Source organism: Actinoplanes sp. NPDC024001 (genome assembly GCF_040638955.1).
Taxonomy (GTDB): domain Bacteria; phylum Actinomycetota; class Actinomycetes; order Mycobacteriales; family Micromonosporaceae; genus Actinoplanes.
This window is the reverse complement of sequence record NZ_JBEZZB010000079.1, coordinates 24661-46728: the sequence shown is the minus strand read 5'-3', so window position 1 is coordinate 46728 and position 22068 is coordinate 24661. Positions and strand designations below refer to the sequence as shown.

17 protein-coding genes are annotated in these 22068 nt (G+C 71.7%); 7 read left to right on the top strand and 10 right to left on the bottom strand.

Features of this window, described 5'->3' with window-relative positions; genetic code table 11:
- Positions 1–215: 215 nt before the first annotated feature.
- From AB0F81_RS28205 to AB0F81_RS28190, 4 genes are all read right to left on the bottom strand, one after another.
- Entirely contained in the window at positions 216–1229 is a 1014-nt protein-coding gene (locus AB0F81_RS28205; protein ID WP_360201993.1) for a trypsin-like peptidase domain-containing protein, read from the bottom strand.
- A gap of 210 nt (positions 1230–1439) precedes the next feature.
- Complete coding sequence (locus tag AB0F81_RS28200; RefSeq protein WP_360201991.1) at positions 1440–2210, bottom strand: MerR family transcriptional regulator; 771 nt, start codon at positions 2208–2210, stop codon at positions 1440–1442.
- 13 nt (positions 2211–2223) lie between these two features.
- A complete protein-coding gene (locus AB0F81_RS28195; RefSeq protein ID WP_360201989.1) occupies positions 2224–3591 on the bottom strand; it encodes a serine hydrolase domain-containing protein in 1368 nt (455 codons plus the stop codon).
- A 148-nt stretch (positions 3592–3739) separates the two neighbouring features.
- A complete protein-coding gene (locus AB0F81_RS28190) occupies positions 3740–4417 on the bottom strand; it encodes a hypothetical protein (RefSeq protein WP_360201988.1) in 678 nt (225 codons plus the stop codon).
- Between the two features lie 195 nt (positions 4418–4612).
- Here AB0F81_RS28190 and AB0F81_RS28185 point away from each other — a divergent pair, with 195 nt between their 5' ends.
- Together AB0F81_RS28185 and AB0F81_RS28180 are read left to right on the top strand one after the other, a co-directional pair.
- Positions 4613–5749, top strand: a complete 1137-nt coding sequence (locus AB0F81_RS28185) for a sensor histidine kinase (RefSeq protein ID WP_360201987.1) — start codon at positions 4613–4615, stop codon at positions 5747–5749.
- Positions 5746–6402 (top strand): response regulator transcription factor, encoded by a 657-nt coding sequence (locus tag AB0F81_RS28180; RefSeq protein WP_360201985.1) that lies wholly within the window; start codon positions 5746–5748, stop codon positions 6400–6402. Before AB0F81_RS28185 ends, AB0F81_RS28180 begins: the two co-directional genes overlap by 4 nt.
- A gap of 9 nt (positions 6403–6411) precedes the next feature.
- Here the strand turns inward: AB0F81_RS28180 and AB0F81_RS28175 are convergent, their stop codons facing one another.
- A complete protein-coding gene (locus tag AB0F81_RS28175; RefSeq protein WP_360201984.1) occupies positions 6412–7629 on the bottom strand; it encodes an ROK family transcriptional regulator in 1218 nt (405 codons plus the stop codon).
- A gap of 113 nt (positions 7630–7742) precedes the next feature.
- On the opposite strand from AB0F81_RS28175, the gene mmsA reads away from it, so the two are divergent.
- The 4 genes from mmsA to AB0F81_RS28155 all read left to right on the top strand — a co-directional run bounded on the left by mmsA (position 7743) and on the right by AB0F81_RS28155 (position 13041).
- A complete protein-coding gene (gene mmsA, locus AB0F81_RS28170) occupies positions 7743–9290 on the top strand; it encodes a multiple monosaccharide ABC transporter ATP-binding protein (RefSeq protein WP_360201982.1) in 1548 nt (515 codons plus the stop codon).
- Positions 9287–10588, top strand: a complete 1302-nt coding sequence (gene mmsB / locus AB0F81_RS28165) for a multiple monosaccharide ABC transporter permease (protein WP_360201980.1) — start codon at positions 9287–9289, stop codon at positions 10586–10588. Before mmsA ends, mmsB begins: the two co-directional genes overlap by 4 nt.
- A gap of 37 nt (positions 10589–10625) precedes the next feature.
- Positions 10626–11729 (top strand): sugar-binding protein, encoded by a 1104-nt coding sequence (locus AB0F81_RS28160; protein ID WP_360201978.1) that lies wholly within the window; start codon positions 10626–10628, stop codon positions 11727–11729.
- Between the two features lie 79 nt (positions 11730–11808).
- Positions 11809–13041 (top strand): ROK family transcriptional regulator, encoded by a 1233-nt coding sequence (locus AB0F81_RS28155; protein ID WP_360201976.1) that lies wholly within the window; start codon positions 11809–11811, stop codon positions 13039–13041.
- Between the two features lie 65 nt (positions 13042–13106).
- Here AB0F81_RS28155 and AB0F81_RS28150 read toward each other — a convergent pair whose 3' ends face one another.
- The 3 genes from AB0F81_RS28150 to AB0F81_RS28140 all read right to left on the bottom strand — a co-directional run bounded on the left by AB0F81_RS28150 (position 13107) and on the right by AB0F81_RS28140 (position 17342).
- Positions 13107–14792: a glycogen debranching protein gene (locus AB0F81_RS28150; RefSeq protein ID WP_360201974.1), complete on the bottom strand. Its 1686-nt coding sequence runs from the start codon at positions 14790–14792 to the stop codon at positions 13107–13109.
- Between the two features lie 72 nt (positions 14793–14864).
- Positions 14865–16268 carry an SGNH/GDSL hydrolase family protein gene (locus AB0F81_RS28145; RefSeq protein WP_360201972.1) on the bottom strand — a complete coding sequence of 468 codons (1404 nt, stop codon included), beginning with the start codon at positions 16266–16268 and terminating at the stop codon, positions 14865–14867.
- A 108-nt stretch (positions 16269–16376) separates the two neighbouring features.
- A complete protein-coding gene (locus tag AB0F81_RS28140) occupies positions 16377–17342 on the bottom strand; it encodes a DUF5937 family protein (protein ID WP_360201970.1) in 966 nt (321 codons plus the stop codon).
- Between the two features lie 120 nt (positions 17343–17462).
- On the opposite strand from AB0F81_RS28140, the gene AB0F81_RS28135 reads away from it, so the two are divergent.
- Positions 17463–18308 (top strand): PHB depolymerase family esterase, encoded by an 846-nt coding sequence (locus AB0F81_RS28135; RefSeq protein WP_360201968.1) that lies wholly within the window; start codon positions 17463–17465, stop codon positions 18306–18308.
- A 68-nt stretch (positions 18309–18376) separates the two neighbouring features.
- Here the strand turns inward: AB0F81_RS28135 and AB0F81_RS28130 are convergent, their stop codons facing one another.
- A complete protein-coding gene (locus AB0F81_RS28130) occupies positions 18377–19741 on the bottom strand; it encodes a glycoside hydrolase family 43 protein (protein WP_360201966.1) in 1365 nt (454 codons plus the stop codon).
- 26 nt (positions 19742–19767) lie between these two features.
- The gene (locus tag AB0F81_RS28125) at positions 19768–22026 is read right to left on the bottom strand and encodes a beta-L-arabinofuranosidase domain-containing protein (protein ID WP_360201965.1); all 2259 of its coding nucleotides are present in this window, start codon (positions 22024–22026) and stop codon (positions 19768–19770) included.
- Positions 22027–22068: the final 42 nt, after the last annotated feature.

The window sequence follows — 22068 nt, the reverse complement described above, 5'->3', positions numbered from 1 at the left end:
CCGACCCGCCCGGCCGCCGCAGCCCGGCGCGCCGGGCTTCGCCTCACGGACCAGGCCCGCCGACCCGCCCGGCCGCCGCAGGCCGGCGCGCCGGGCATCGCCTCACGGACCAGGACCGCCGATCCGCCCGGCCGCCGCAGGCGCGCGAAAGCGCTGCAGGCGTTGCCTTGCGGGCCGGGCCGGGCCGGGCCGGGGCGGCCGGTCTGTTTGCGTGGCTACTTCTTCAGCGTGCCGAGGGTGACCTGGACGGTGCGGACCTCGCCGCCGCGGTTCACCACGATGTTGGCGGTTTGGCCCGGTTCGACAGCGCGCAGGGCGGCATAGAGGTCGCCGACGCCGGTCACCGGCCGGTCGCCGAAGCGGACGATCACGTCGCCGGTCTGCGCGGTCGCGGTGGCGGCCGGCCCGCCGGCCTGCACCTGCCGGATCAGTGCGCCCGAGTTCACCTTCGCCCCGAGCGCCTGCGCGACACCGGCGGTCAGCGAGGTGACGGAGACACCGAGGTACGGATGGGTCGCCGACCCGCTCGTCAGCAACTGATCGGCCACGTCGACGACGGTGCTCGCGGGGATCGCGAAGCCCAGCGACACGGCCCCGGCGGCGGGCGGGATGTAGGCCTCGCTGATCCCGACCAGCCGCCCCTGCCGGTCGATCAGCGCGCCGCCGGAGTTGCCCGGTGAGATCGCCGCGTCCGTCTGGATCAGGTCGACCAGCGGGCGGCCACCGGTCGTGGAGAGCGGAATCTGCCGTCCCACGCCGGAGATGATGCCGAGCGTGACCGTGTTCTCGAAGCCCAGCGGGCTGCCGATCACCAGCGCGGTCTCCCCCGTACGCGGCAGGTCCGTGCGCACCGTGATCGTCGGCAGGCCGGTCCGCTGTACCTTCACCACGGCCAGGTCGGTGATCGGATCGGCGCCGGTCACCTGCCCGGCGACCCGGCTGCCGTCGGCGAACGCGACGGTGACGCTGCGGGCGGCGCGGACCACGTGCTCGTTGGTGACGATGACACCGTCGGCCCGGTAGACGACGCCGCTGCCGATGCCGCCCTCACTGGTGTGGATGGTCACCACGGAGGGTTCGGTACGGGCGACGACCTCGGCCATCGGCGCGGTCGTCACGGCCGCGGGTGGGGCCGGCGCGGGTTTCTGCGGCGGCCGGCCGGCCGTCCAGACGCCGGACACCATCGCTGCCACGATCACTCCGGCCAGCGGCCACCCCGCACTACGCATCCGATTACTCCCCCATGAGCGACTAATCCCGACAGGGAGAACATAACGACACGTCAACGACCGCCGTGGCCACTCGTCGTCACACTCATCACTCTGAGTGATTGAGGCGGCCAAGGAATGCGGAGCGATCGAGGTGGCCGGGGAAGGTGGAGCGATCGAGGTGGCCGCGGAAGGCGGAGCGATCGAGGCCGCCGGGGAATGCCGAGTGATTCAGGTGGCCGGGGAATGCGGAGTGATTGAGGCGGCCAGGGAATGGATTCGCGCCCAGGCCGGGGACGACGCTTCGGCCGTCAGCGCGGCCAAGCGGCTGATCGCCGGGTCCGCAGGCAGCTCGGCCTCGACGCTGTCGTCGCGCCCGGCATACCAGCGGCGGGTGCGGGCGGCCAGCTCCGGCAGGCGCGGGTCGTCCGGCGACCAGTCGAAGGCGGCGTCGTAGTCGAGGTACAGCGCGCGAAACTCGGGGTCGGCGATGGCGGCCACCTTGTCCGCGGCCCACGCGGCCGCCTGCTCGGGGGCGACGGCCTGCAGCAGGATCCACAGGTCGCGTTCGAAGCGGACGGTCCGCTCGCTGACCCCGATCTCGCGCAGCCGGGTCAGATAGCCGGCGACCTGCTCGGAGACGAACAACCGGTCGCCGCCGTGCAGCTGGGCGATCCGCTCCCGGACCCGGCGGATCTCGGCGGCCCGCTCCCGCAGGTTCCGGTCGATCTCGTCGATCGCGGCGCCGAACCGCTCCGGGCCGGCGGCGAGCAGCTCCCGGATCCGGGCCAGCGGCACCCCGGCCTGCACCAGGGTCCTGATCTTGACGAGCTGGGTGGCGTGCTCCGCCCCGTACCGTCGATAGCCGGAAGCATCGCGCGGCGGCTCGGGCAGCAGGCCGCGGTCGTGGTAGGTCCGGACTGCCTTGATGGTGACGCCGGCGTAGCCGGCGAGCTGACCGATGGTCAGCAGATGCCGCCCACCGGCCGGCGCGTCAGTCATGGCCCGCATCGTGTCAGACCGATGCGCGGCGGGTCACCCGGCCACCGGAGCTTCGGTACGCACCCCCACCGTGGTACGACACCAGGTAGTGCGGCGGCAGCCCGTCGAGCGGCACACCGGCCGGGGCGAACAGGTTCCGGCCGACCGGCACGTACCGCATCGGCGGGACGCTGAACTCGCCGCCCACGAAACCGGTGAAGATCCGCTCCTGGGACTCGTCGGCCGGCTCGTAGGTGACCAGCTCCTCCAGCTCGCCGTCGACGACCCGGACCTCGACGCGGAGCTGGTTCGACCGGTAGACGCCCGCGTACTGATCGAGGTCGGTCTCCCGCGGTGTGTAGACCGGCGCCGGGACTTCTCCGGCCAGCCAGTGCAGCACCTCGTCGTGCAGGGCCAGCGCCTGCGGGTCGTTGCCGTAGGCGGCGAGAACCAGGTCGCGCTCCGGCAGGACCGCCAGGACCGCCACGCCGCCGGGTGACGCCCCGGACATGGTGAGCACCGTTGTACCCCCGAGGTTCTGCACCAGCCAGCCCAGGCCGACCGGCGAGGTGTTCGGCGTACCCATGTCGTGGTTGACGGTCCGCATGAGGGCGACCGAGGTCTCGGAGAGGACCCGCGCGCCGGAAGGCGCGAGGCCGGCGCCGAGATGGACGCGGCCGAAGGCCAGCAGGTCTTCGACGGTGCCGATCGGCGTGCCGCCGGCCGGCGCCCAGGTCGGCGGCAGCGTGAACATGCCGGTGGGGCGGGCGCCGGCCGGGCCCGGGAAATGGCCGATCGCGGTGGGGTGCAGGATGGCCTGCTCGGCGGAGGTGCAGGCGCGGGCCATGCCGGTGGTGGCGAAGAGGTCGCGTTCGAGCAGGTCGTGGTAGGACAGGCCGGTCACGACCTCGAGCAACCGGCCGGCGACGATCATGCCGCCGTTGGAGTAGCTGACCCGCTCGCCCGGCTCGAAGAGGACACCGCACTCGTGGCCCAGCCGCTCCACATAGCGCCGCAGCGCGTCGCGGCCGGCGTCGTCCGGGAAGAACAGGTCCGCGTCGATCCCGCTGGTGTGCGTGAGCAGGTGCCGCACCCGGATCTTCTCGGCCGCGCCCGGCACGGCCAGCCGGAACTCCGGCAGATGATCGACGACTCGCGCATCCAGGTCGAGGGCGCCGCGCTCGACCTGCCGCATGACCAGCGTGGTCGTCATGATCTTGGTGATCGAGCCGAAGAGGAAGCCGGTGCCGGGGAGCATCGGCGCGGCGGTGGTGAGGTTCGCCGTGCCGTGCGCGGTGACGGCCTGCTCGCCGGCGCGGTAGACGCCGGCGACGAAGCCGGGAACCCCGGTGGTCTCGCAGAACTCGGCGGCCCGCTTGCTGATGTGTGCGATCTCGTTCATGCCGTCGATCGTCGAACCTTGCCCCAGGGGCAAGGTCAAGCCCCGATCGCGGCTTCTCCCACGGGCAGGTTCTCCCCGCGGGTGAGCAGACCGGAAATGGTCACCGCGAGGGTCTGCCGCGTGTCGATCGCCGCCGGGCGGGGCTGACCTACGCGGCCGCCGCCGGGGCGGTCTCGGCCGCCACGACCCGGCCGGTCGCCCGAGTGCAGGCGCGCACCCCCAGCACCACCAGCGGCACGAACATCACGGCGAGGACCGTGGTGGGGATCCAGCCGACCGGCGGCGTCAGGAAGAAGCCCACGGTCGCCACCGCGTACAGGGCGGGGGCCCACCAGCCCAGCACGCCGGCCCGGGCGAAACCGATCAGCATCACCAGCAGGGCCGGGAACAGTAGGAACCCGGTCACCACCCAGGCGGCGGTGCCGCCGAGCCCGTCGGCGCTCTCGAAGATCCGCACCGCGTCGGCCACCGGCAGGCCCCGGTGCAGGGCGATCTTGTAGAAGTCCGAGTACACCTGCCCGGACACGGCGATCATGCCGAGGGCGGCCGGTACCGCGCCGGCCATCGCCAGGACGGCGCCGCGCGGGCCGCGCAGCAGCGACAGCGAGCCGGCGACACCGAGCGCGAGCAGGGCCCAGCCGAAACCGAGCAGGATCGCGGACAGTTGCGCCCGGCCGGGATCGCCGCCGAGGGCGGCCAGATAGGTCGCGCTCTCCAGGTCGGCCTGCGGTGGGACGGTGGCCCAGCCGGCCACTTCGACCAGTACGCCGGCCAGCAGGGCGAGACCGGCCAGGAACCGGCGGCGATCAGCGATGGGATCCAGCATCAACGACACTCCAGGTGGTGGCGCCGCCAGGTCGCGGCGAACAGGCAGGACCGTACGAACCGGCCGCCTCGCCGGGCCTCCGCCGTGGTGCGGAACGTCGCCTCCGCCGCACGACGGAGGCGCTGGTCGTGCCCGGTGCCGTATCGTCCGACGGCCGATGCCGCACCCCGCGGCGCGGGCGGGAAGGGTGAGCTGATGCGCGGTGCCGACAGGTGGGCCGCCCCGGCGCTCGGTCTGCTCCTCGGCCTGGCCGGCTGCTACGAGGCGTACGCGGACGACCTCTGGCGGGACCAGCGCACGGCCGCGGTCGGCGCCGCCGTGGCGTACGGTCTCGCCGTCGCCCTGGCCGGTTACCGGCCGTTACCGGCGCTGGTGCTGATCACCGTGCTCTACCCGGGCTCCAAGCTGGTCGGGCTGACCGACCTCGGCGGCGCCGGACTGGTCGCCATGCTGGCCGTGGTCGGCTGGGCGGCGGCCCGTGCCACCTCGGTCAGGTGGGCCGCCGGGCTGACCGCGGCGCTGGTCGCGGCGTTCGGGATGACCACGGTCAGTGAGGGCGCACCGGCCTGGGATCCGGTGTTCTTCGCGCTCGCCGCGGGCGCGGCCTGGGGCGCGGGCAGCCTGGTGCGGCGCGAGACCGCGCGCTCGGCGGAGCTGGCCGCGCTGGCCGCGCAGCTCGCCGAGGAGCGTGAGCTGCGGACCCGGCAGGCGGTAGCGGCCGAACGGACCCGCATCGCCCGGGAGCTGCACGACGCGGTCGCGCACTCGGTGAGCGTCATGGTCCTGCAGGTCGGCGTGGCCCGCCGTCTCTACGGCCGGCCGGAGGCGGAGCAGCTGCTCGACGAGGTGGAGCGGCTCGGCCGGGAGTCGGTCACCGAGCTGCACCGTACGGTCGGGATCCTGCGCGACGGTGACGAACCGGACGAGCACGCCCCGCAGCCGTCGCTGCGCACGCTGGACACGCTGGCCGAGCAGATCACCACGGCCGGCAGCCCGGTGCGGACGCACGTCGACGGGGAGCCGGTGCCGCTGCCGCCCGGGCTGGAGCTGTCGGCGTACCGGATCGTGCAGGAGGCGCTGACCAACGTGCTGCGCCACGCGCCGGGAGCGTCCGCCGAGGTCCGCCTGACCTACACGCGGGACGCGCTGACCGTGCAGATCACCAACGACGCCCCACCGGCGGCCGGCCCGGCGTCGACGGGCGGCGGTCACGGGCACCTCGGCATGCGCGAACGCGTCACCCTCTACGACGGCGAGCTGCGGATCGGCCCGCGGCCCGGCGGTGGATACCGGGTCACCGCCACGTTCCCGATCGGAAGGCGGCAGCCGTGACCGTCCGTGTGCTCCTCGCCGACGACGAGGCCCTGGTCCGGGCCGGCCTGCGGCTGCTGGTCGACAACGAGCCCGACCTGACCGTGGTCGGCGAGGCCGCGGACGGCGCCGAGGCGGTGGTGCTGGCCGAGCGGACGGATCCGGACGTGATCCTGATGGACATCCGGATGCCCGGGATCGACGGCATCGAGGCGGCCCGGCGGATCATCGCCGCCCGCCCGGGCTGCCGGATCGTCGTGCTGACCACCTTCCGCGAGGACCGCTACCTGCACGAGGCCCTGCGCTCGGGGGTGAGCGGCTTCCTGCTCAAGGTGTCCCCGCCGCAGCAGATGCTCGACGCGATCCGAATCGTCGCCGACGGCGGCGGGCTGATCGACCCGTCGGTCACGCTGCGGGTCATCGAGTCGTTCGCCGGCCTCAGCGCCCGCACCAGCCGCGCCGCGGACCTCGGCCGGCTCTCGCCGCGCGAGCTCGACGTGCTCACGCTGGTGGCGCGCGGCCTGTCGAACGCCGAGATCGCCGCCCGGCTGTTCATCGGCGAGGCGACGGTGAAGACGCACGTGGCGAACTTCCTGGCGAAGCTGGACCTGCGCGACCGGGTGCAGGCGGTGGCGTTCGCCTACGAGAGCGGGCTGATCCGTCCCGGCGAGTGACCGCCGCGCTCACAGCGACAGCAGTTCGGAGACCTGCGGCGAGTAGGTCATGTGCAGCACCAGCGCGGCCGCGCCGACCACGGCCGCGTCCGGGCCCAGCGGGGAGAGCTCGACCTGCACGGTACGGATCCGGCGCGCGAGCGGGCGGGTCGCCAGGGCTTGTTGCACCGCACCACGAAACCGTTCCTCCACGTGCCGGATCCCGTGCCCGCCGAGGACCACCAGATCGACGTCGACGATGTTGACGACGTTGACCACCGCGGTCGCCAGCCAGCCGGCCGCCTCGTCGATGACCGCGGCCGCCAGGGGGTCGCCGGCCGCCGCGGCGAGACGGATGGCGTGGTGGTCCGGCGCGACGAGCGTGGTTCCGGCGTGGTCGCCCGCGGCCAGCCGGCGCCGCGCCTCGGCCTCCAGCGCCGGCGGGTTGATCAGGCTCTCCAGGCAGCCCACGTTGCCGCAGTAGCAGTGCGGCCCGTCCGGGCGCACCGAGGTGTGCCCGAACTCGGCCGCGTTCATCGACCCACCCCGATAGACCTGGTGGCCGAGGATCAGGCCGCCGCCGATGCCCGCGCCGAAGAAGAAGTAGGCGAAATCGGCCACGCCCCGGCCTGCGCCGGCCCAGCGCTCCCCGATCGCCGCGGCGGTCGCGTCGTTGTCCAGGGTCACCGGCAGCCCGGTCGCCCCGGCCAGCATCTCCTTGATCGGCACCCGGCTCCAGCCGGGGAGCTGGGGCGGGTCGACCAGGATGCCCAGGGACTGGTCGATCGGCCCGGGCGTGGCCAGCCCCAGCCCGAGCACCTGGTCGCGCTGCACCCCGGCGGCGGTGAGCACCTCGTCGACCAGCCGGGCGACGGCCTCGGTGATCTCTTCCGGACCGGCCTGGGCGGGGGTCGGCCGCTGCACGGTGACCAGGGGCTGCCCGAGCAGGTCGACGACGACGCAGGACAACTCGTACGGATCGAAGTGGACGCCGATCGCCAGGCCGGCGCCGGCGTTGACGCGCAACCGGGTGCGCGGCTTGCCGCCGTTGGAGGCGCCCGCGCCGTCCTCGCGCACGATGCCCTCGTCGATCAGCCGGCGCACGATGCCGGACACGGTCTGCGGGGTGAGACCGGTGAGCTGCGCTATCTCGATCCGGCTGATGCCGTCGGCGAGCTGGATCTGGTCGAGCACCACGGCCCGGTTGTACTGGCCGACCTTCGGCAGGTTGGTCCCTGTTCGTCGCACGTGCTGAGTCTCCCTGACGGCTCGCAGATCTCGATGTCGCATCAGCGTTGACTTATTAAAACAATTGGATTTACAGTTCCGAAACATCGATCCCGGCCGCCCCTGGAGGCAACATGGGCAGCGCTGCGCCGTTGCTGGAGATGCGATCCATCACGAAGGAGTTCCCCGGCGTCCGGGCACTCTCGGACGTCAACCTGGTGGTCCGGCCCGGCGAGATCCACGCGATCTGCGGGGAGAACGGGGCCGGCAAGTCGACCCTGATGAAGGTGCTCAGCGGGGTGCATCCGCACGGCACCTACACCGGGTCGATCATCTATCAGGGCAGTGAGACCCGGTTCGGTGACATCCGTGCCAGCGAGCAGGCCGGCATCGTGATCATCCATCAGGAACTCGCCCTGGTCCCGGGCATGTCGATCACCGAGAACATCTTCCTCGGCAACGAGCCGCGCCGCTTCGGCCGCATCGACTGGAAGGCCGCCAACCACCGGGCCCTCGAGCTGATGGCGCTGGTCGGGCTCAACGAGGGCCCGGACACCCTGGTCAAGGACATCGGCGTCGGCAAGCAGCAACTGGTCGAGATCGCCAAGGCGTTCGCCAAGGACGTCCGGCTGCTGATCCTCGACGAGCCGACCGCCGCGCTGAACGAGACCGACTCGCGGCACCTGCTCGACCTGCTGCGCGGCTTCAAGGAGCGCGGCATCACCTCCATCATGATCTCGCACAAGCTGAACGAGATCGAGGCGATCGCCGACTCGATCACCATCCTGCGCGACGGCCGGACCATCGAGACCATCGACGTGCACACGGACGGCGCCGACGAGGACCGCATCGTGCGCGGCATGGTCGGCCGCGACCTGGAGAGCCGCTTCCCGGACCACACGCCGACCATCGGCGAGGTCTTCTTCGAGGTGCGCGACTGGACGGTCCGGCACCCGATCTCCACCGAGCGCCTGGTCTGCAAGAACTCCAGCTTCACGGTGCGCCGTGGGGAGATCGTCGGCTTCGCCGGGCTGATGGGCGCCGGCCGCACCGAGCTCGCGATGAGCCTGTTCGGCCGCTCGTACGGGGTGTACCTCAGCGGCCGGGTCATGAAGGACGGCCGGGAGATCGAGCTGAAGTCGGTGGCCGACGCGATCCGGCACGGGCTGGCCTACGTCAGCGAGGACCGCAAGGCGATCGGGCTCAACCTGCTCGACGACATCAAGACCTCGGTGGTCGCGGCCAAGCTGTCGAAGATCACCCGCAACGGGGTGCTGGACGAGGCGGCCGAGTACCACGAGGCCGAGCGGTACCGCCGAAGCCTGCGGATCAAGACGCCGACCGTCGACGAGGGCGTCACCAAGCTCTCCGGCGGCAACCAGCAGAAGGTCGTCCTGGCGAAGTGGATGTTCACCGACCCCGACCTGCTGATCCTCGACGAGCCGACCCGCGGGATCGACGTCGGCGCCAAGTACGAGATCTACGGCATCATCCAGAAACTCGCCGACGAGGGTAAGGGCGTCATCGTCATCTCCTCGGAGCTGCCCGAGCTGATCGGTCTCTGCGACCGCATCTACACCGTCTTCGAAGGCACCATCACCGGCGAGATCGCTCGCCGCGACGCCGACCCGGAACTCCTCATGAAGCAGATGACCTCGATGAAGAAGATGCCGACACGATGAGCCGACTCAAAGACCTACAGAAGAACCTGTTCGGGGGGACCACCTCCAACGCCCGCCAATTCGGCATGATCTTCACGCTGCTGGCGGTCATCCTGTACTTCCAGATCCGGACCGACGGGCTCGCCCTCACCTCCGGCAACCTGATCGCGCTGACCCAGCAGTACGCGTACATCTCGATCCTGTCCATCGGCATGCTGATGGTCATCGTCGCCGGCCACATCGACCTGTCGGTCGGCTCGGTGGCCGCCTTCGTCGGCATCGTGGTGGCCAAGGCGATCACCGAGCACGACGTGCCGTGGCTGCTCGGCATCCTGCTCGGCCTGGTCGTGGGCGCGCTGATCGGCGCCTGGCAGGGGTTCTGGGTCGCCTACGTCGGCATCCCGGCCTTCATCGTCACGCTCGCCGGCATGCTGCTGTTCCGCGGCGGGAACCAGTACATCGGCAACGCCGACACCGTCCCGGTGCCCGAGGGCTTCCGCGAGATCGGCGCCGGTTACCTGCCCGAGTTCGGGCCGAACACCGGTTACAACAACGCCACCCTGCTGCTCGGCCTGGTCGTCTGCCTCGCCGTCATCTGGCGCGAGCTGCGCGCCCGGCAGGTCCGCCAGCAGATGGAGGGCGCCGAGCCGTCACCGCTGTGGATCTCGGTCCTGCGCATCGCGGTGATGGTCGGCGTGATCGTCTTCGCCACGCTGCGGTTCGCCGGCGGCCGGGTCGGCACGAGCTTCCCGATCTCCGGGCTGATCCTCGCCTTCCTGGTGATCATTTACTCCTTCTACACACGCAACACCGCCGGTGGCCGGCACATCTACGCGGTCGGCGGCAACGCCCGCGCCGCGGAGCTGTCCGGCGTCAAACTCCGGCGGGTCAACTTCCTGGTCATGATGAACATGTCGATCCTCGCCGCGCTGGCCGGCATGATCTTCGTGGCCCGGTCCGCGGCCTCCGGCCCGCAGGACGGCCTGAACTGGGAGCTGGACGCCATCGCCGCGGTCTTCATCGGCGGCGCGGCGGTCTCCGGTGGTCTCGGCACGATCGGCGGCGCCATCGTCGGCGGTCTGGTGATGGCCGTGCTCAGCAACGGCCTGCAGCTGATCGGCACCGGCTCCGACATGGTGCAGATCATCAAGGGCCTGTTCCTGCTCGGCGCGGTCGCCCTCGACGTCTACAACAAGAAGCAGGGGCGTTTCTCGATCATCGGATCGCTGATGCGCCCGTTCCGCCGCGACGTTCCGGCCGACCCCGTGGCGCTCGCCGAGGCGAGCCGCGAGGACGACAAGACCCCGGCCGCGCGCTGACCTCTCCCTCCATCGTGCACAGAAGGGTTCCTCAACCATGCGCAAATTACTAGCCGCCGGCGCCGCCGCACTCCTCGCCCTGAGCGTGAGCGCCTGCGGATCCTCCGAGCGTGAAGGCGACAACAGCGGCGGTGACGCCGCCGCGGCCAAGGGCTTCGCCGCGGACGCGCTGATCGGTGTGGCGCTGCCGTCGAAGACCTCGGAGAACTGGGTGCTCGCCGGTGACCTGTTCACCAACGGCCTCAAGGAGGCCGGTTTCCAGGGCGACGTCCAGTACGCCGGCGCGTCGACCACGGTCGCCGACCAGCAGGCCCAGATCACCGCCATGATCACCAAGGGCGCCAAGGTCATCGTGATCGGCGCGACCGACGCCGCCCAGCTCTCCACCCAGGTGGCGCAGGCCAAGCAGTCCGGCGCGATCGTGGTCGCCTACGACCGGCTGATCACCAACACCAAGGACGTCGACTACTACATCGCGTTCGACAACTTCAAGGTCGGCCAGCTGCAGGGCCAGGCCCTGCTGGACGGCATGAAGGCGAAGAAGGCGACCGGCCCGTGGACGATCGAGCTGTTCTCCGGCTCGCCGGACGACAACAACTCCAAGGTCTTCTTCGACGGCGCGATGGACGTCCTCAAGCCGATGATCGACAAGGGTGAGGTCGTCGTCGGCTCCAAGCAGACCGACATCAAGCAGACCGCCACCCAGGGCTGGAAGGCGGAGAACGCCCAGAGCCGGATGGACTCGCTGCTCAACTCCACCTACACCGGCGACAAGACCATCGACGGCGTGCTCTCGCCGAACGACACCCTGGCCCGGGCGATCATCACCTCGGTCAAGGGCGCCGGCAAGCCGATCCCGGTCGTCACCGGCCAGGACTCGGAGGTCGAGTCGGTCAAGTCGATCATGGCGGGTGAGCAGTACTCCACCATCAACAAGGACACCCGCAAGCTGGTCTCCGAGACCATCAACATGGTCAAGACGCTGCAGGCGGGCAACGACCCCAAGGTCAACGACACCAAGTCGTACGACAACGGCGTCAAGGTCGTGCCGGCGTACCTGCTGGAGCCGGTCATCGTGACCAAGGCGAACGCCGCCGAGGCCTACGCCGACGACCCGAAGCTGTCGCCCCTCACCAAGTAGATCCCGGCCGCACACGGGTGTCCCCATCACCGTCCGGGTGGGGGCACCCGGTCGTCCCCAGCGAGCGGAGGACCACGTCGTGGCCATTTCGCCACAGGAGGCGATCCACCGGCGGAACCTCGGCGCGCTGCTGCGCTACGTCCACCTGCGCGGCGCCGCCTCCCGTGCCGAGCTGACCGCCGGCCTCGGCCTGAACCGCAGCACCATCGGCGCGCTCGCCGCCCGGCTCGCCGAGGCCGGCCTGGTCCGCGAGGAGACCCCGCCGTCCGGCGGCCGGGCCGGGCGCCCGTCGCTGATGGTCCGCCCCGATCCCACCAACTTCCACGCGTACGCGCTGAGCGTCGAGGTGGACCGGCTGCGTGCCGCGCGGATCGGTCTCGGCGGCGAGATCCTCGACATCCGTACGGCAGAGCTCGCACCCGGGGCCGACTGCGCCGCCGCCCTCGACCGCCTCGCCGCACTGGTGGACCTGCTGCGGCCCGGGACACCGGCGGGTGGCACCGCCATCGGTGTCGGCGTGGCGCTGGCCGGTGAGACCCGCGGCGCCGACGGCACGATCCGGTTCCGCCCCGCGGGCGCCTGGACGAGCGAGACCGTCAGCGCGGCACTCGGGCTGGACCGCCCCTGCCGGGTCGGCAACCTCGCCGACCTGGCCGCCCGCGCGGAACACGCCCGGGGGTCGGCCCGCGGCCTCGACGACGTCGTCTACCTGCACGGCGACGCCGGCATCAGCGCCGGAATCATCACGAGCGGCCTCGCCGGCACCGGGCGCGGCATCGGCGGCCAGGTCGGGCACATGGTCGTCAACCCGGCCGGCCGGGCCTGCCGGTGCGGATCCCGCGGCTGCTGGGAGACCGAGATCGGCGAACCGGCCGTGGGCGACCGCGCCGGAGTCCTCGCCCTGGTGGCGGCCGCCCGGGCCGGCGAGCCCGCGGCCCGCGACGCGGTGCGGCGCACCGGCGAGTGGCTGGGCCACGGCGTCGCGAACCTGGTGAACATCCTCAACCCGGAGGCCGTCGTCTTCGGCGGCACCCTGCGCGAGATCTACCGGGCCGCGGCCGGGCACGTCCGGGGCCGGCTGCTCGACATGGCGCTGCCGGCCTTCCGGGAACGGCTGCGCCTGAGCGTGCCGGTCCTCGGCGACGACGCCGCGCTGGTGGGCGCCGCCGAACTCGCCTTCGAACAGCTGCTCAACGACCCGCTGAACACGCCGCCGCTCAACGACCCGCTGAACGCGCCGCCGCTCGCCGACCCGCAGAACGCGCCGCCGCTCACCGGCCCGCTGAACGCGCCGCGCGCAACGACTCCCTGAACACCCCGCCGCTCACCGGCCCGCTGAACGCGCCGCGCGCAACGACTCCCTGAACACCCCGCCGCTCAGCGCCCCGCGGAACTCGCCGCCAGCATGAGGTAGCCGCTCGCGGTCCAGGTGTAGGCCCGGTCACGAAGCCCGGCGCCGGTCTCGGCGTCGAAGTTCTCCGCGAAGCCGGACTTCTCGCACAGGGCCAGGAAGCGCGCCCGGATCGTGTCGGCGAGATCCACGTGACCGGCGCGGCGCAGCCCGTCCTCGACGAGGACGGTGGCCGGCGCCCAGATCGGCCCGCGCCAGTAGCCGTCGGCGGTGTACTCCGGCGAGCCGACCGGCTCGGTGGCCAGGCCGTGATCGGTGAGGTGGCCGGCGATGCGGGCGGCGAGTGCCGCGCTGATCCCGGCGGGCAGGTCCTCGCCGAGCACGATCGGCATCAGATCGAGCAGGCTGCCGCTGGGCCGCAACCGTCCGGAGGCCGCCGCCCGGGAGACGAACCGGGAACCGTCCCAGAGTTCGAGCAGGGCGTCCCGCACGGTGCCGGCGGTCTCCCGCCAGTGCCGGGTCTCACCGGGCCGGTCCAGCTCATCGGCGAGATCGGCCAGCTCCCGCAACTGCAGGACCAGGAAGGCGGCCAGGTCGGCGGTCTCGATCACCCGGTCGCCGTCGAAGGTGGTGGCGTTGTCCCAGCCGCTGTCGTTGCCGTGCTGGTAGTGCGGCAGGTCGTGACCGGGGACGCGGCGGTGGTCCAGCCAGAACCGGGTCCAGGCGGCCAGTCGTGCGTACGCCTCACTGAGCTGCGACGTGCTCAGCGTGAGCGACGTGCGCAGCCGGCGCAGGGCCCAGCCGTGGATGGGTGGTTTGACGAAGTTGTACAGCACCTCGGAGTGGGTGATCGAGTCCGGCAGCGCGCCGGCCGGGTCCTGATGGTCGAACGGCAGCTGGAACTGGTCCCAGGCCAGGCCGGGTTCGCCGGCGGCGAGCGCGAGGGCGTTGAAGCAGTGGTCCCAGCTCCAGATCTTGTCCATCCAGTGCTTGGACATCAGCACGCCGGGCCGGACGAGGAAACCGGCCGGGTCCACGGTGGCCGACCAGAGCACGTAGGCGGCCAGTTCGGCGGCCGGGGTCGCCGCGCCGCGCCACGGGGCGATCGCGGCGGCGAAGGCGGCGAACCGGTCCGCGGTCGCGGACGCGGCCCCGTCGAACGAGGGCCCGGTGAACGGCGCGCGCCCGGTCTCGTACTCCTCGATCGCGATCTCCCAGCCCGGCTCGGCGGAGAGGGTGAGGTGGCGATCGGCGCTGCCGAGCGCCTCCACCCCGTCCACGCCGATGAGCGTGCCGGTCAGCACGGTGATCCGGTAGCGGCGGCCGGTCTCGTAGGAGGTCAGCACGTGGGCGTCCGTGACGGGGTCGCGGTAGAGATAGCCGCCGCTGAACGGGGTGAGGCTGGTCGCGGCGACGGCCACTCGCAGGCCGAGGCCGCTGCCGCGGACCCGGACGGTGTCGGCGCTCTGATAGGCGAGTTCGATGCGGCCCGCGTCGTGCTGCCAGGTGAGCAGCGACGGGGTGGCGACGATGCCGGTGTGCGCGCGCCGGCCGTCGTGCAGGGGCACGAACCGCAGGACAGGGTGCATGCCGGTCTGATGGGACACCAGGTGCAGGTCGTCGGCGTGGGTCTTCTCGCCGATGACCTGCGAGATCCCGAACCACGATCCACGGTGGGAGAACGGGATCTCGCGAATGGGGAAGGCGGGCACGCAGAAGATCGTATGTCGCCGCCCGGCTGCCGGGCCGCCGCCGGATCGCGGCGGCCCGGAACCGGACGCCGGTCAGGCGGCTCGCCGGCCCGCGGCCGGCTGGGCGAAGCGTTCCAGTTGGGCCAGGTCGACGGCGCCGGCCATGGCCAGGAAGCCGGCCCGGTTGGGGTGCAGGTGGTCACCCGCGCCGCCGGCACTCGTGTTGGTGTCGTAGGCCGGGAGCAGGTGACCCGGGTTGGCCGGGTCCTCGGTCACGGCGGAGAAGTCGGCGACCCCGTCGAACAGGCCGCTGGTACGGATGAAGTCGTTGATCACCCGGCGCTTGGCGTCGGTCTCCGGGGTGCCGTAGAGGCCGAACTCGGTGCCGGCCGACGGGGTCAGCGTGGCCCCGATGATCTTGATGCCGCGGGCGTGCACCCGGCGGATGATCTCGCGGTAGCCGGCGATCACCTGCTCGGCGGTGGCTCCGCCGCCGCCCAGATCGTTGATGCCCTCCAGCAGGATGACGACGCGCACGCCGGGCCGGTCGAGGACGTCGCGGTCCAGCCGGTCGAGCGCGGGCGGGCCGTCACACGGGGTGCAGCCACCGGGCGGGCGGCCGATCCGGGTGACCATGTTGCCGCCGATCGCCTCGGTGACGACGGAGATCGGGCGTGAATCCGGCCGGCGCGCGTCCAGCCGGCGCTGGAGCACGTCGGGCCACCGGTCGTCGCCGTTGAGGGTCGCGAAGAATCCGTCGGTGATGGAGTCGCCGAACGCCACCACCGTGGCGGCGTCCCGGCGCTGGACCTGGACCTCGGAGACGAAGAACCACGAGGTGGTGGAGTGCGGGAAGGCCGTGTCGGCCACGTCCGCGGTGTGGTCGCCGGCGTTCTGGTCGGAGAGGTAGGAGGTCATGAACGCGGCCGCGTGCCAGGTCATCGGCCCGCTCGCGCCGGCGACGTGCAGGCTGACCGCCAGGCGCTGCGACTGCGCGTCGGTCACCCTGATCCGCACCGGGTCGCTCAGCACGGTCCGGCCGGCCGGGACGGTGACCGAACCCCGGCCGCCGAAGCTGAGCGCCCGGTTGGTGCCGGGTTCGAGGTTGCCCCCGCTGGACTGCAGACCGGCGTACGCCCGGCCGAAGGTCACCGGCCGGGCGCCGAACTCGTTGGTCAGCCGGATCCGCCAGCTCGTGCCCTCGACGCTCGGGTCGACGATCATGCGCAGCGTCTGGTTCCGCGCCTGGTTGTCCGGGAACGCGGCGGTCAGCAGCGGCGCCGTGTTGCCGGGACCGGCCGGCCCCGGCGGCCCGGGCTGGGCGACCGAGTATCCGACGGGGTAGACGCCCTGCGCCGACCCGGTCCAGGCGGCGGCCCAGGAGACCGGCGAGCCCCCGGCGTTGCTGATCGGCTCCTGCGCGACGGCGGCCACCGGCGTGAGAACCACACACGCGAAGGCGGCGACAACAGCTCTGCTCGGACGGGTAATACGCATGGCACTCCCTCGGGAACGTCGAGTCACGGCCAGCTATCGACGTCCATCGTTACCACGGGAGCTTCGCCCCAGCCAGACCCCGCGCCCGCCACCCGCGCGGGCCGGCCGTCAGCTCTCGTGCAGGTGGGCCAGATCCCGGCACAGCGCGGTGGCGCGGTGCACGACCGCTCCGCCGTCGCGACGGCTGACGACCAAACCGGCCTCGCGCAGTGCGGACAGATGCTCCGACGACGACGACACGCTGATACCGACCTGCCGGGCGATCGACGAGGTGGTGTGCCGGCCGGGCCGGGTGGTCTGGATCAGCACCGCGGCGCGGGTCCGGCCGAACAGGCCGCTCAGCGGGTCCACCGGCGGCCGGCGGTCCGGCACGGTCGCCGGCTCGACGGGATAGACCACCAGAGCCGGCCAGCCCGGCAGCACCATCACCCGGGGACGGGGCCCGGCGAACGGTGACGGCAGCAGCATCAGGCCGTGCCCGCCGAGTCGCGCCTCACCGTCCTGCCAGGTGTCGATCTCCAGCACCGGCTCCCGCCACCGGATCGCCCGGTGCAGCCCGGCGAGCAGGCCGTCGGCACCGGCCATCGCGTAACGGTTGGCGGCCTCGCGGACGACCTCACGGTGGGTGCGGTTCAGGGCCGGCCAGTCCGGCGCCAGCACCTGATGAAAGTACGACCGCATCGCCGTGACCAGCGTGTCCAGCACCTCCGGGTCCCCGGCGGCGAACAGGCGGCGTGCGGCACTGGCCGTGGTGTGGGCGTAGGCCGCGGACACCTCGGCCCGGACCCGGCTGGCCGGCGTCGAGCGGATCGCGGCCAGCCCGTCCTCGATGGACGCCAGGCCCTCCCAGGGGGTCATGAAGTCCGGCACGAATCCCTTCACCGGCATCAGATGGTGCAGCGGCCGCACCGCCGGGGCGGACACGGCGACCCGGCGCGCGAGGGTCGGCAGCGAGGCGGCCACGGTCGGCTGCCGCAGGGCCTGGCTGGCGAGGAGCACGGTGCCGGACGGATGCAGCCGGTCGGCGAACCGGATCCGCGTCAGGTCCGCGGGGGTCAGCCACAGACGCAACATCCCGACAGCTTGCCACGCCTTTCGGCACTGGCCGAAACCGTTGCCCGGCCCGGTGCGGTGACCGAGCCTCCTGACGTGGCGGGCGACGGAGACGGGGGACGAGCGGTGCGGCGTACGATCATGGTCTTGGTTCTGGCCTGCGCCATGCTGGCCGGATGCGGCGAGGACGAGCCGGCGGCTCCGGCGCAGCGGCCCGCCGCGGGCGACCACAAACTCACGCTCGAGGTCGGCGGCAAGCAACGCACCTTCGTTCTGCACGCTCCGCCCGGCTACACCGGCGACAAGCCGGTGCCGCTCGTCGTCGGCCTGCACTTCTTCCCCGGGTCCGGCGAGGACCTGAAGAAGATGATCGAGATGGACGCCAAGGCGGACGAGCACGGTTTCCTGGTCGCCTACCCGGACGGGATCTCCGGCGGGTTCAACGCGCTGATCTGCTGCGGCGCGGAGGACGACGTCGCCTTCCTGAAGGCGCTGACCGACCGGCTCATCGCCGACTGGCGGGTGGACCCCGCCCGGGTCTACGCCACCGGCATCTCCAACGGCGGCGACATGAGTTTCCGGGCCGCGGTCGAAGCGACCGGTGTGTTCGCGGCGATCGGGGTGGTCAGCGGCGGGCTCGGCGGTCCCCGGGTGGAGTCACCCGACTTCGTGCCGACGAAGCCGGTCTCCGTGGTGAGCATCATCGGCGGGGCAGACCAGTACTACGACGTCTTCGAGGCCGGTCTGAACACCTGGCGCCAGCGGCTGAAGTGCGAGCCGGTCACCACCCCGCCGAGCGGGAAGGCGAACGTCAAGCGGTCCAGCGCCAGGTGTGCGGACGGCTCGGATGTCGAGGTGTACGTGGTCACCGACATGGGGCATTCCTGGCCGGGAGCGAAGAGCGGGGCGATGGCCGTCCCGGACGCGCCGATCGTGGCGACCGACATCCTCTGGGACTTCTTCGCCGCGCATCCCCGCCTCGGCTGAGCCGCCTATCCCCGCCTCCCCGCCTCGGCTGAGCCGCCCATTCCCGCATCCCCGCCTCGGCTGACCGGTCAGACGACGCGGAAGGTGGCGTCCTGGCGGTCGGTCGCGCTCGAGCCCGCGCTGAGCGGGTCGATGCGCAGCACGTAGCCGGAGTGCCGCAGGTAGCGGTCGGGGAAGTTGTACGACCGGAACGACGACCAGGCGGAGTCGGCCAGGCCGGCGACCCGGGTGAAGGTGGCGTCCGCGCGGAAGGCGGCGGTGTTGTCGTTGGCGTCGAGGCGGATCGCGTAGTTGCTGTGCCGCAGGTAGCGGCCCGGATAGTTGATCGACTCGAAGGACACGCCGGCGGCGTCGGCCAGGCCGGGCACCATGCGCCAGAGCTGGTCCTGGTGCGGGTCGAACGGGTACGCGTCGATGCGGCCGATGCTGTCGGCGTGGCGCACGTACCGGTCGGGGAAGTTGTAGGACTTGAGCCGCACCCAGGCGGGCAGGCTCCAGCGGGCGACCATGCCGTCGTACTCCGCGGCGGTGATGCCGACGATCGAGCCGTGCTTGGCGTTCAGCGGCGGGGTGTAGTCGCGCTGGTTGAGCAGCGTCCAGGCGTTGGCGCCCACGGTGGACGTCGACCAGGCGTAGTAGTCGTTGTTGACCGGGCTGAACGAGTCGCCCCACAGCCGCCAGCCGCTGCCGGTGTTGTTCTTGATCAGCAGCGGGGCCTCGATGGCGTTGCCCTGCCGCAGGCCACCGGTGTAGTTGCTGTAGCTGTTCGCGGCGCCGGTGGACGAGCGGGCCCCGTAGATCAGGCCGTCGGAGAGGTTCTTGTAGTACATGTAGAACGTCGACCCGTCGGCCACGATGTCCGCGTCCAGCACCGGGTAACCCGGGCTGAAGTAGACCTCGTTGGCGCTCACCGTCCGGAAGTCCGAGGTGTAGTTGACCATGAAGACGTCGTTGCCGTTGTTGGCCGAGTAGACGATCGCGTACTGGTTGCGCGACGGCACCCAGAACGCCGTCGGCGCCCACGTGTGGGTGGCCAGCCCGTGCATCCGGATCCGGCGGTAACCGGTGAAGCTGCGCAGGTCGGTGGAGTCCCACACGTGCAGGTACTGGTTGTTCTCGGTGAAGATCCGGCCGCGCAGGTCGGTGGCGAGCACGACGAACGTGCCGTCCTGCTTGCGCAGGATGAACGGGTCGCGCAGGCCGAGGGTGCCGGCGGTCGGGGTGGCCACCGGGTTGTTCTGGTTCAGCGGCCGCCAGTTCAGGCCGTCGGTGCTGACCGCCAGGTGCAGGGCGTAGCTGTCGCCGCTCTGGTTCGGCGTCTCCTTGAAGTAGCCGAAGACGTACGCGGTGTTGGCCGCCGCGGCGGCGCCCGGGGCGGCGGCCACCGCGGCCGCGGAGAGGACGGGGATCATCGCGAACGTTCTGCGGGTCATTGCCATGATGAGCGCTTCCTCCCCTGTCAGGCCGGCGTGAGGCGCCAGAGGTTGTCGGCCGTGCCGTTGTCGGACTCCTGGACGGCGAAGGCGCCCTGGGTGGTGGCGTTGCCGGCGACAGCGAGAAGCTTGCCGCTGTTGACGTTGCGGATCTTGTACGTGCCGTTGCCCTGGTCGAGCAGCTGCCAGCGGTGGTCCGCGGTGCCGTTGTCGTCCCACTGCAGCACGCGGGCGTTGTCGGCGGTCGACATGCCGTCCACGCCGAGGACCTTGCCGCTGTTGAGGTTGCGGAAGCGGACGGCGTTGCCGTCGGCGATCCGGATCCAGCGGTGGTCGGCGGTGCCGGTGTCGCCCCAGATCAGCGCGAGGCCACCGTTGGCCGTCGACATGTCCTGGATGCCGAGGACCAGTCCGGAGGCGGCGTTGACCAGCTTGTACGTCTGGGAGGTGGCCCAGTAGACGGTGTAGTTCATGCCGTGCGCGTCATGGAACGGCACCAGGTTGACGGTGGCGCCGTTGGCTGTGGCGCTGGTCCGGGTGACCGACGCGACGTTGAGCGCGGGCAGCGCGCTCAGCGCGGTGTTGCCGTAGTTGCCGGCCAGCACCATCGGACCGTAGGTGATCGCCTGCACGCCCGGGTTGTCCGGCGTGGGCCGCAGGACCACGCGCATCGGCAGGCGCACGGTGATGGTGTCCCCCGCCGCCCAGGTGCGGGTGACCGTGGCGTAGCCGCCCGCCGCCGGCGACGAGACGACCGACCCGTTGACGCTGATCGTGGCCCCGGAGGTCCAGGACGGGATGCGCACCCGGATGCTCCACGACCCGCTCATCGTCCCGGACAGGGTCAGCGTGCTGGTGTCGCCCGCCGGGAACGTGGTGGCCTGGGTGACCGTGATGCCGCGCTGGGTCCAGTTGAGCGTCGACGGGACGAACAGGTTCACCGTCAGCGTGGTGCCGTTGCGGAAGTAGATCGCCTCCATCAGCCGGGTGTTGACCTCCACGCCGGTGCCCTGACAGCACCAGAAGGTGGTGTAGTCGGTGCTCCAGGTGCCGCCGCCCCAGGCCGGGCCGACGCCGCGGCGGCCGCCGGGGCGCAGCGGGGTGAAGTAGGTGACGTGGCCGTGGCTGTCGGCCGGGTTCTGCGCGCCGATCACGTGGTTGAGCAGCGCCTGCTCGTAGAAGTCGAAGTAGGCGGCCCGGTTCGGGTCGATCAGCCACAGCTCCTGGGTGAGCCGCAGCATGTTGACCGTGTTGCAGTGCTCGCAGGTGTCGTTGGTCAGGTAGGCGGCGATCGCGTTCGGCGGCCGGAAGTGCTCGGCCTGGCTGTTGCCGCCGATCGCGTAGGTGTGCGCGCCCACGGTGATGTTCCAGGCGTTGGCGGCGATGTCGCGGTAGCGGGTGGTGCCGGTCGCCTTGTACTCCCGGGCCGCGCCGATCCACTTGGGCACCTGCGTGTTGGCGTGCAGCCCGTTGAGCCGGTCCTGGTTGGCGGCGAGCGGGTCGAAGACGGTGGCGTGGTCGAAGCGCTGGGCGACGGTCAGCCAGCGCGCGTCGCCGGTCTGCTGGTAGATGTCGGCGAGCACGGCGTTCATGCCGCCGAACTCGGTGCCGAGCATGGCCTGCATCTGCGCCGTGCTGAGCCGGGAGGTCCGGGTGTCCACCCACCCGGCCAGCCGGAGCAGCACGTCGCGGGCCTGGGTGGTGCCGATGTAGCGCCACACGTCGAGCAGTCCGGCGAGCGTCTTGTGGATGCAGTAGTAGGGCACGTTGCCGTTGCTGAGCGTGCGGTTCTCCACCGCGGTGATGTCCGACTCCGGGAAGCCGGAGAGGTAACCGTTCGACGCCTGGCATTTCGCCAGTTCCGCGACCATGTGGTTGGCCTTGTCCCGGCAGACGGTGTCGCCCAGCACCGCCCACGCCTGCGCCCACGCGGTGAGGAAGTGCCCCTGCACGTGGGAGCGGAACGGGAAGGTCGGCGCGTCCCAGCCACCGTTGGCCGCGGCGCCGCCGGTGGACTGGCCGTGGTTGGCCCGGAAGACGTAGAGCAGCCGGTTCACGTCGACGAAGCGCAGGTAGTTGAGGGTGCGGTTCTGGTTGTCCAGGAGACGGCCGGCGGTCAGGCGGACCTGGCCGAGGTCGAAGGCGTAGGCGGCGACGCCCAGGTCGGGACGGACGGGCGGGAGGACCGCGGCGGCGGCGGGGGCGGCGCGCAGGAGGGTGGAACCGGCAGCGGAGGCGAGGGCGGCGCCGAGGATGCTGCGGCGGGTGACGGGAAGCGGGGACATGCCGAACCTCTTCTTGTTATCGATCACAGGACGGGGATCACG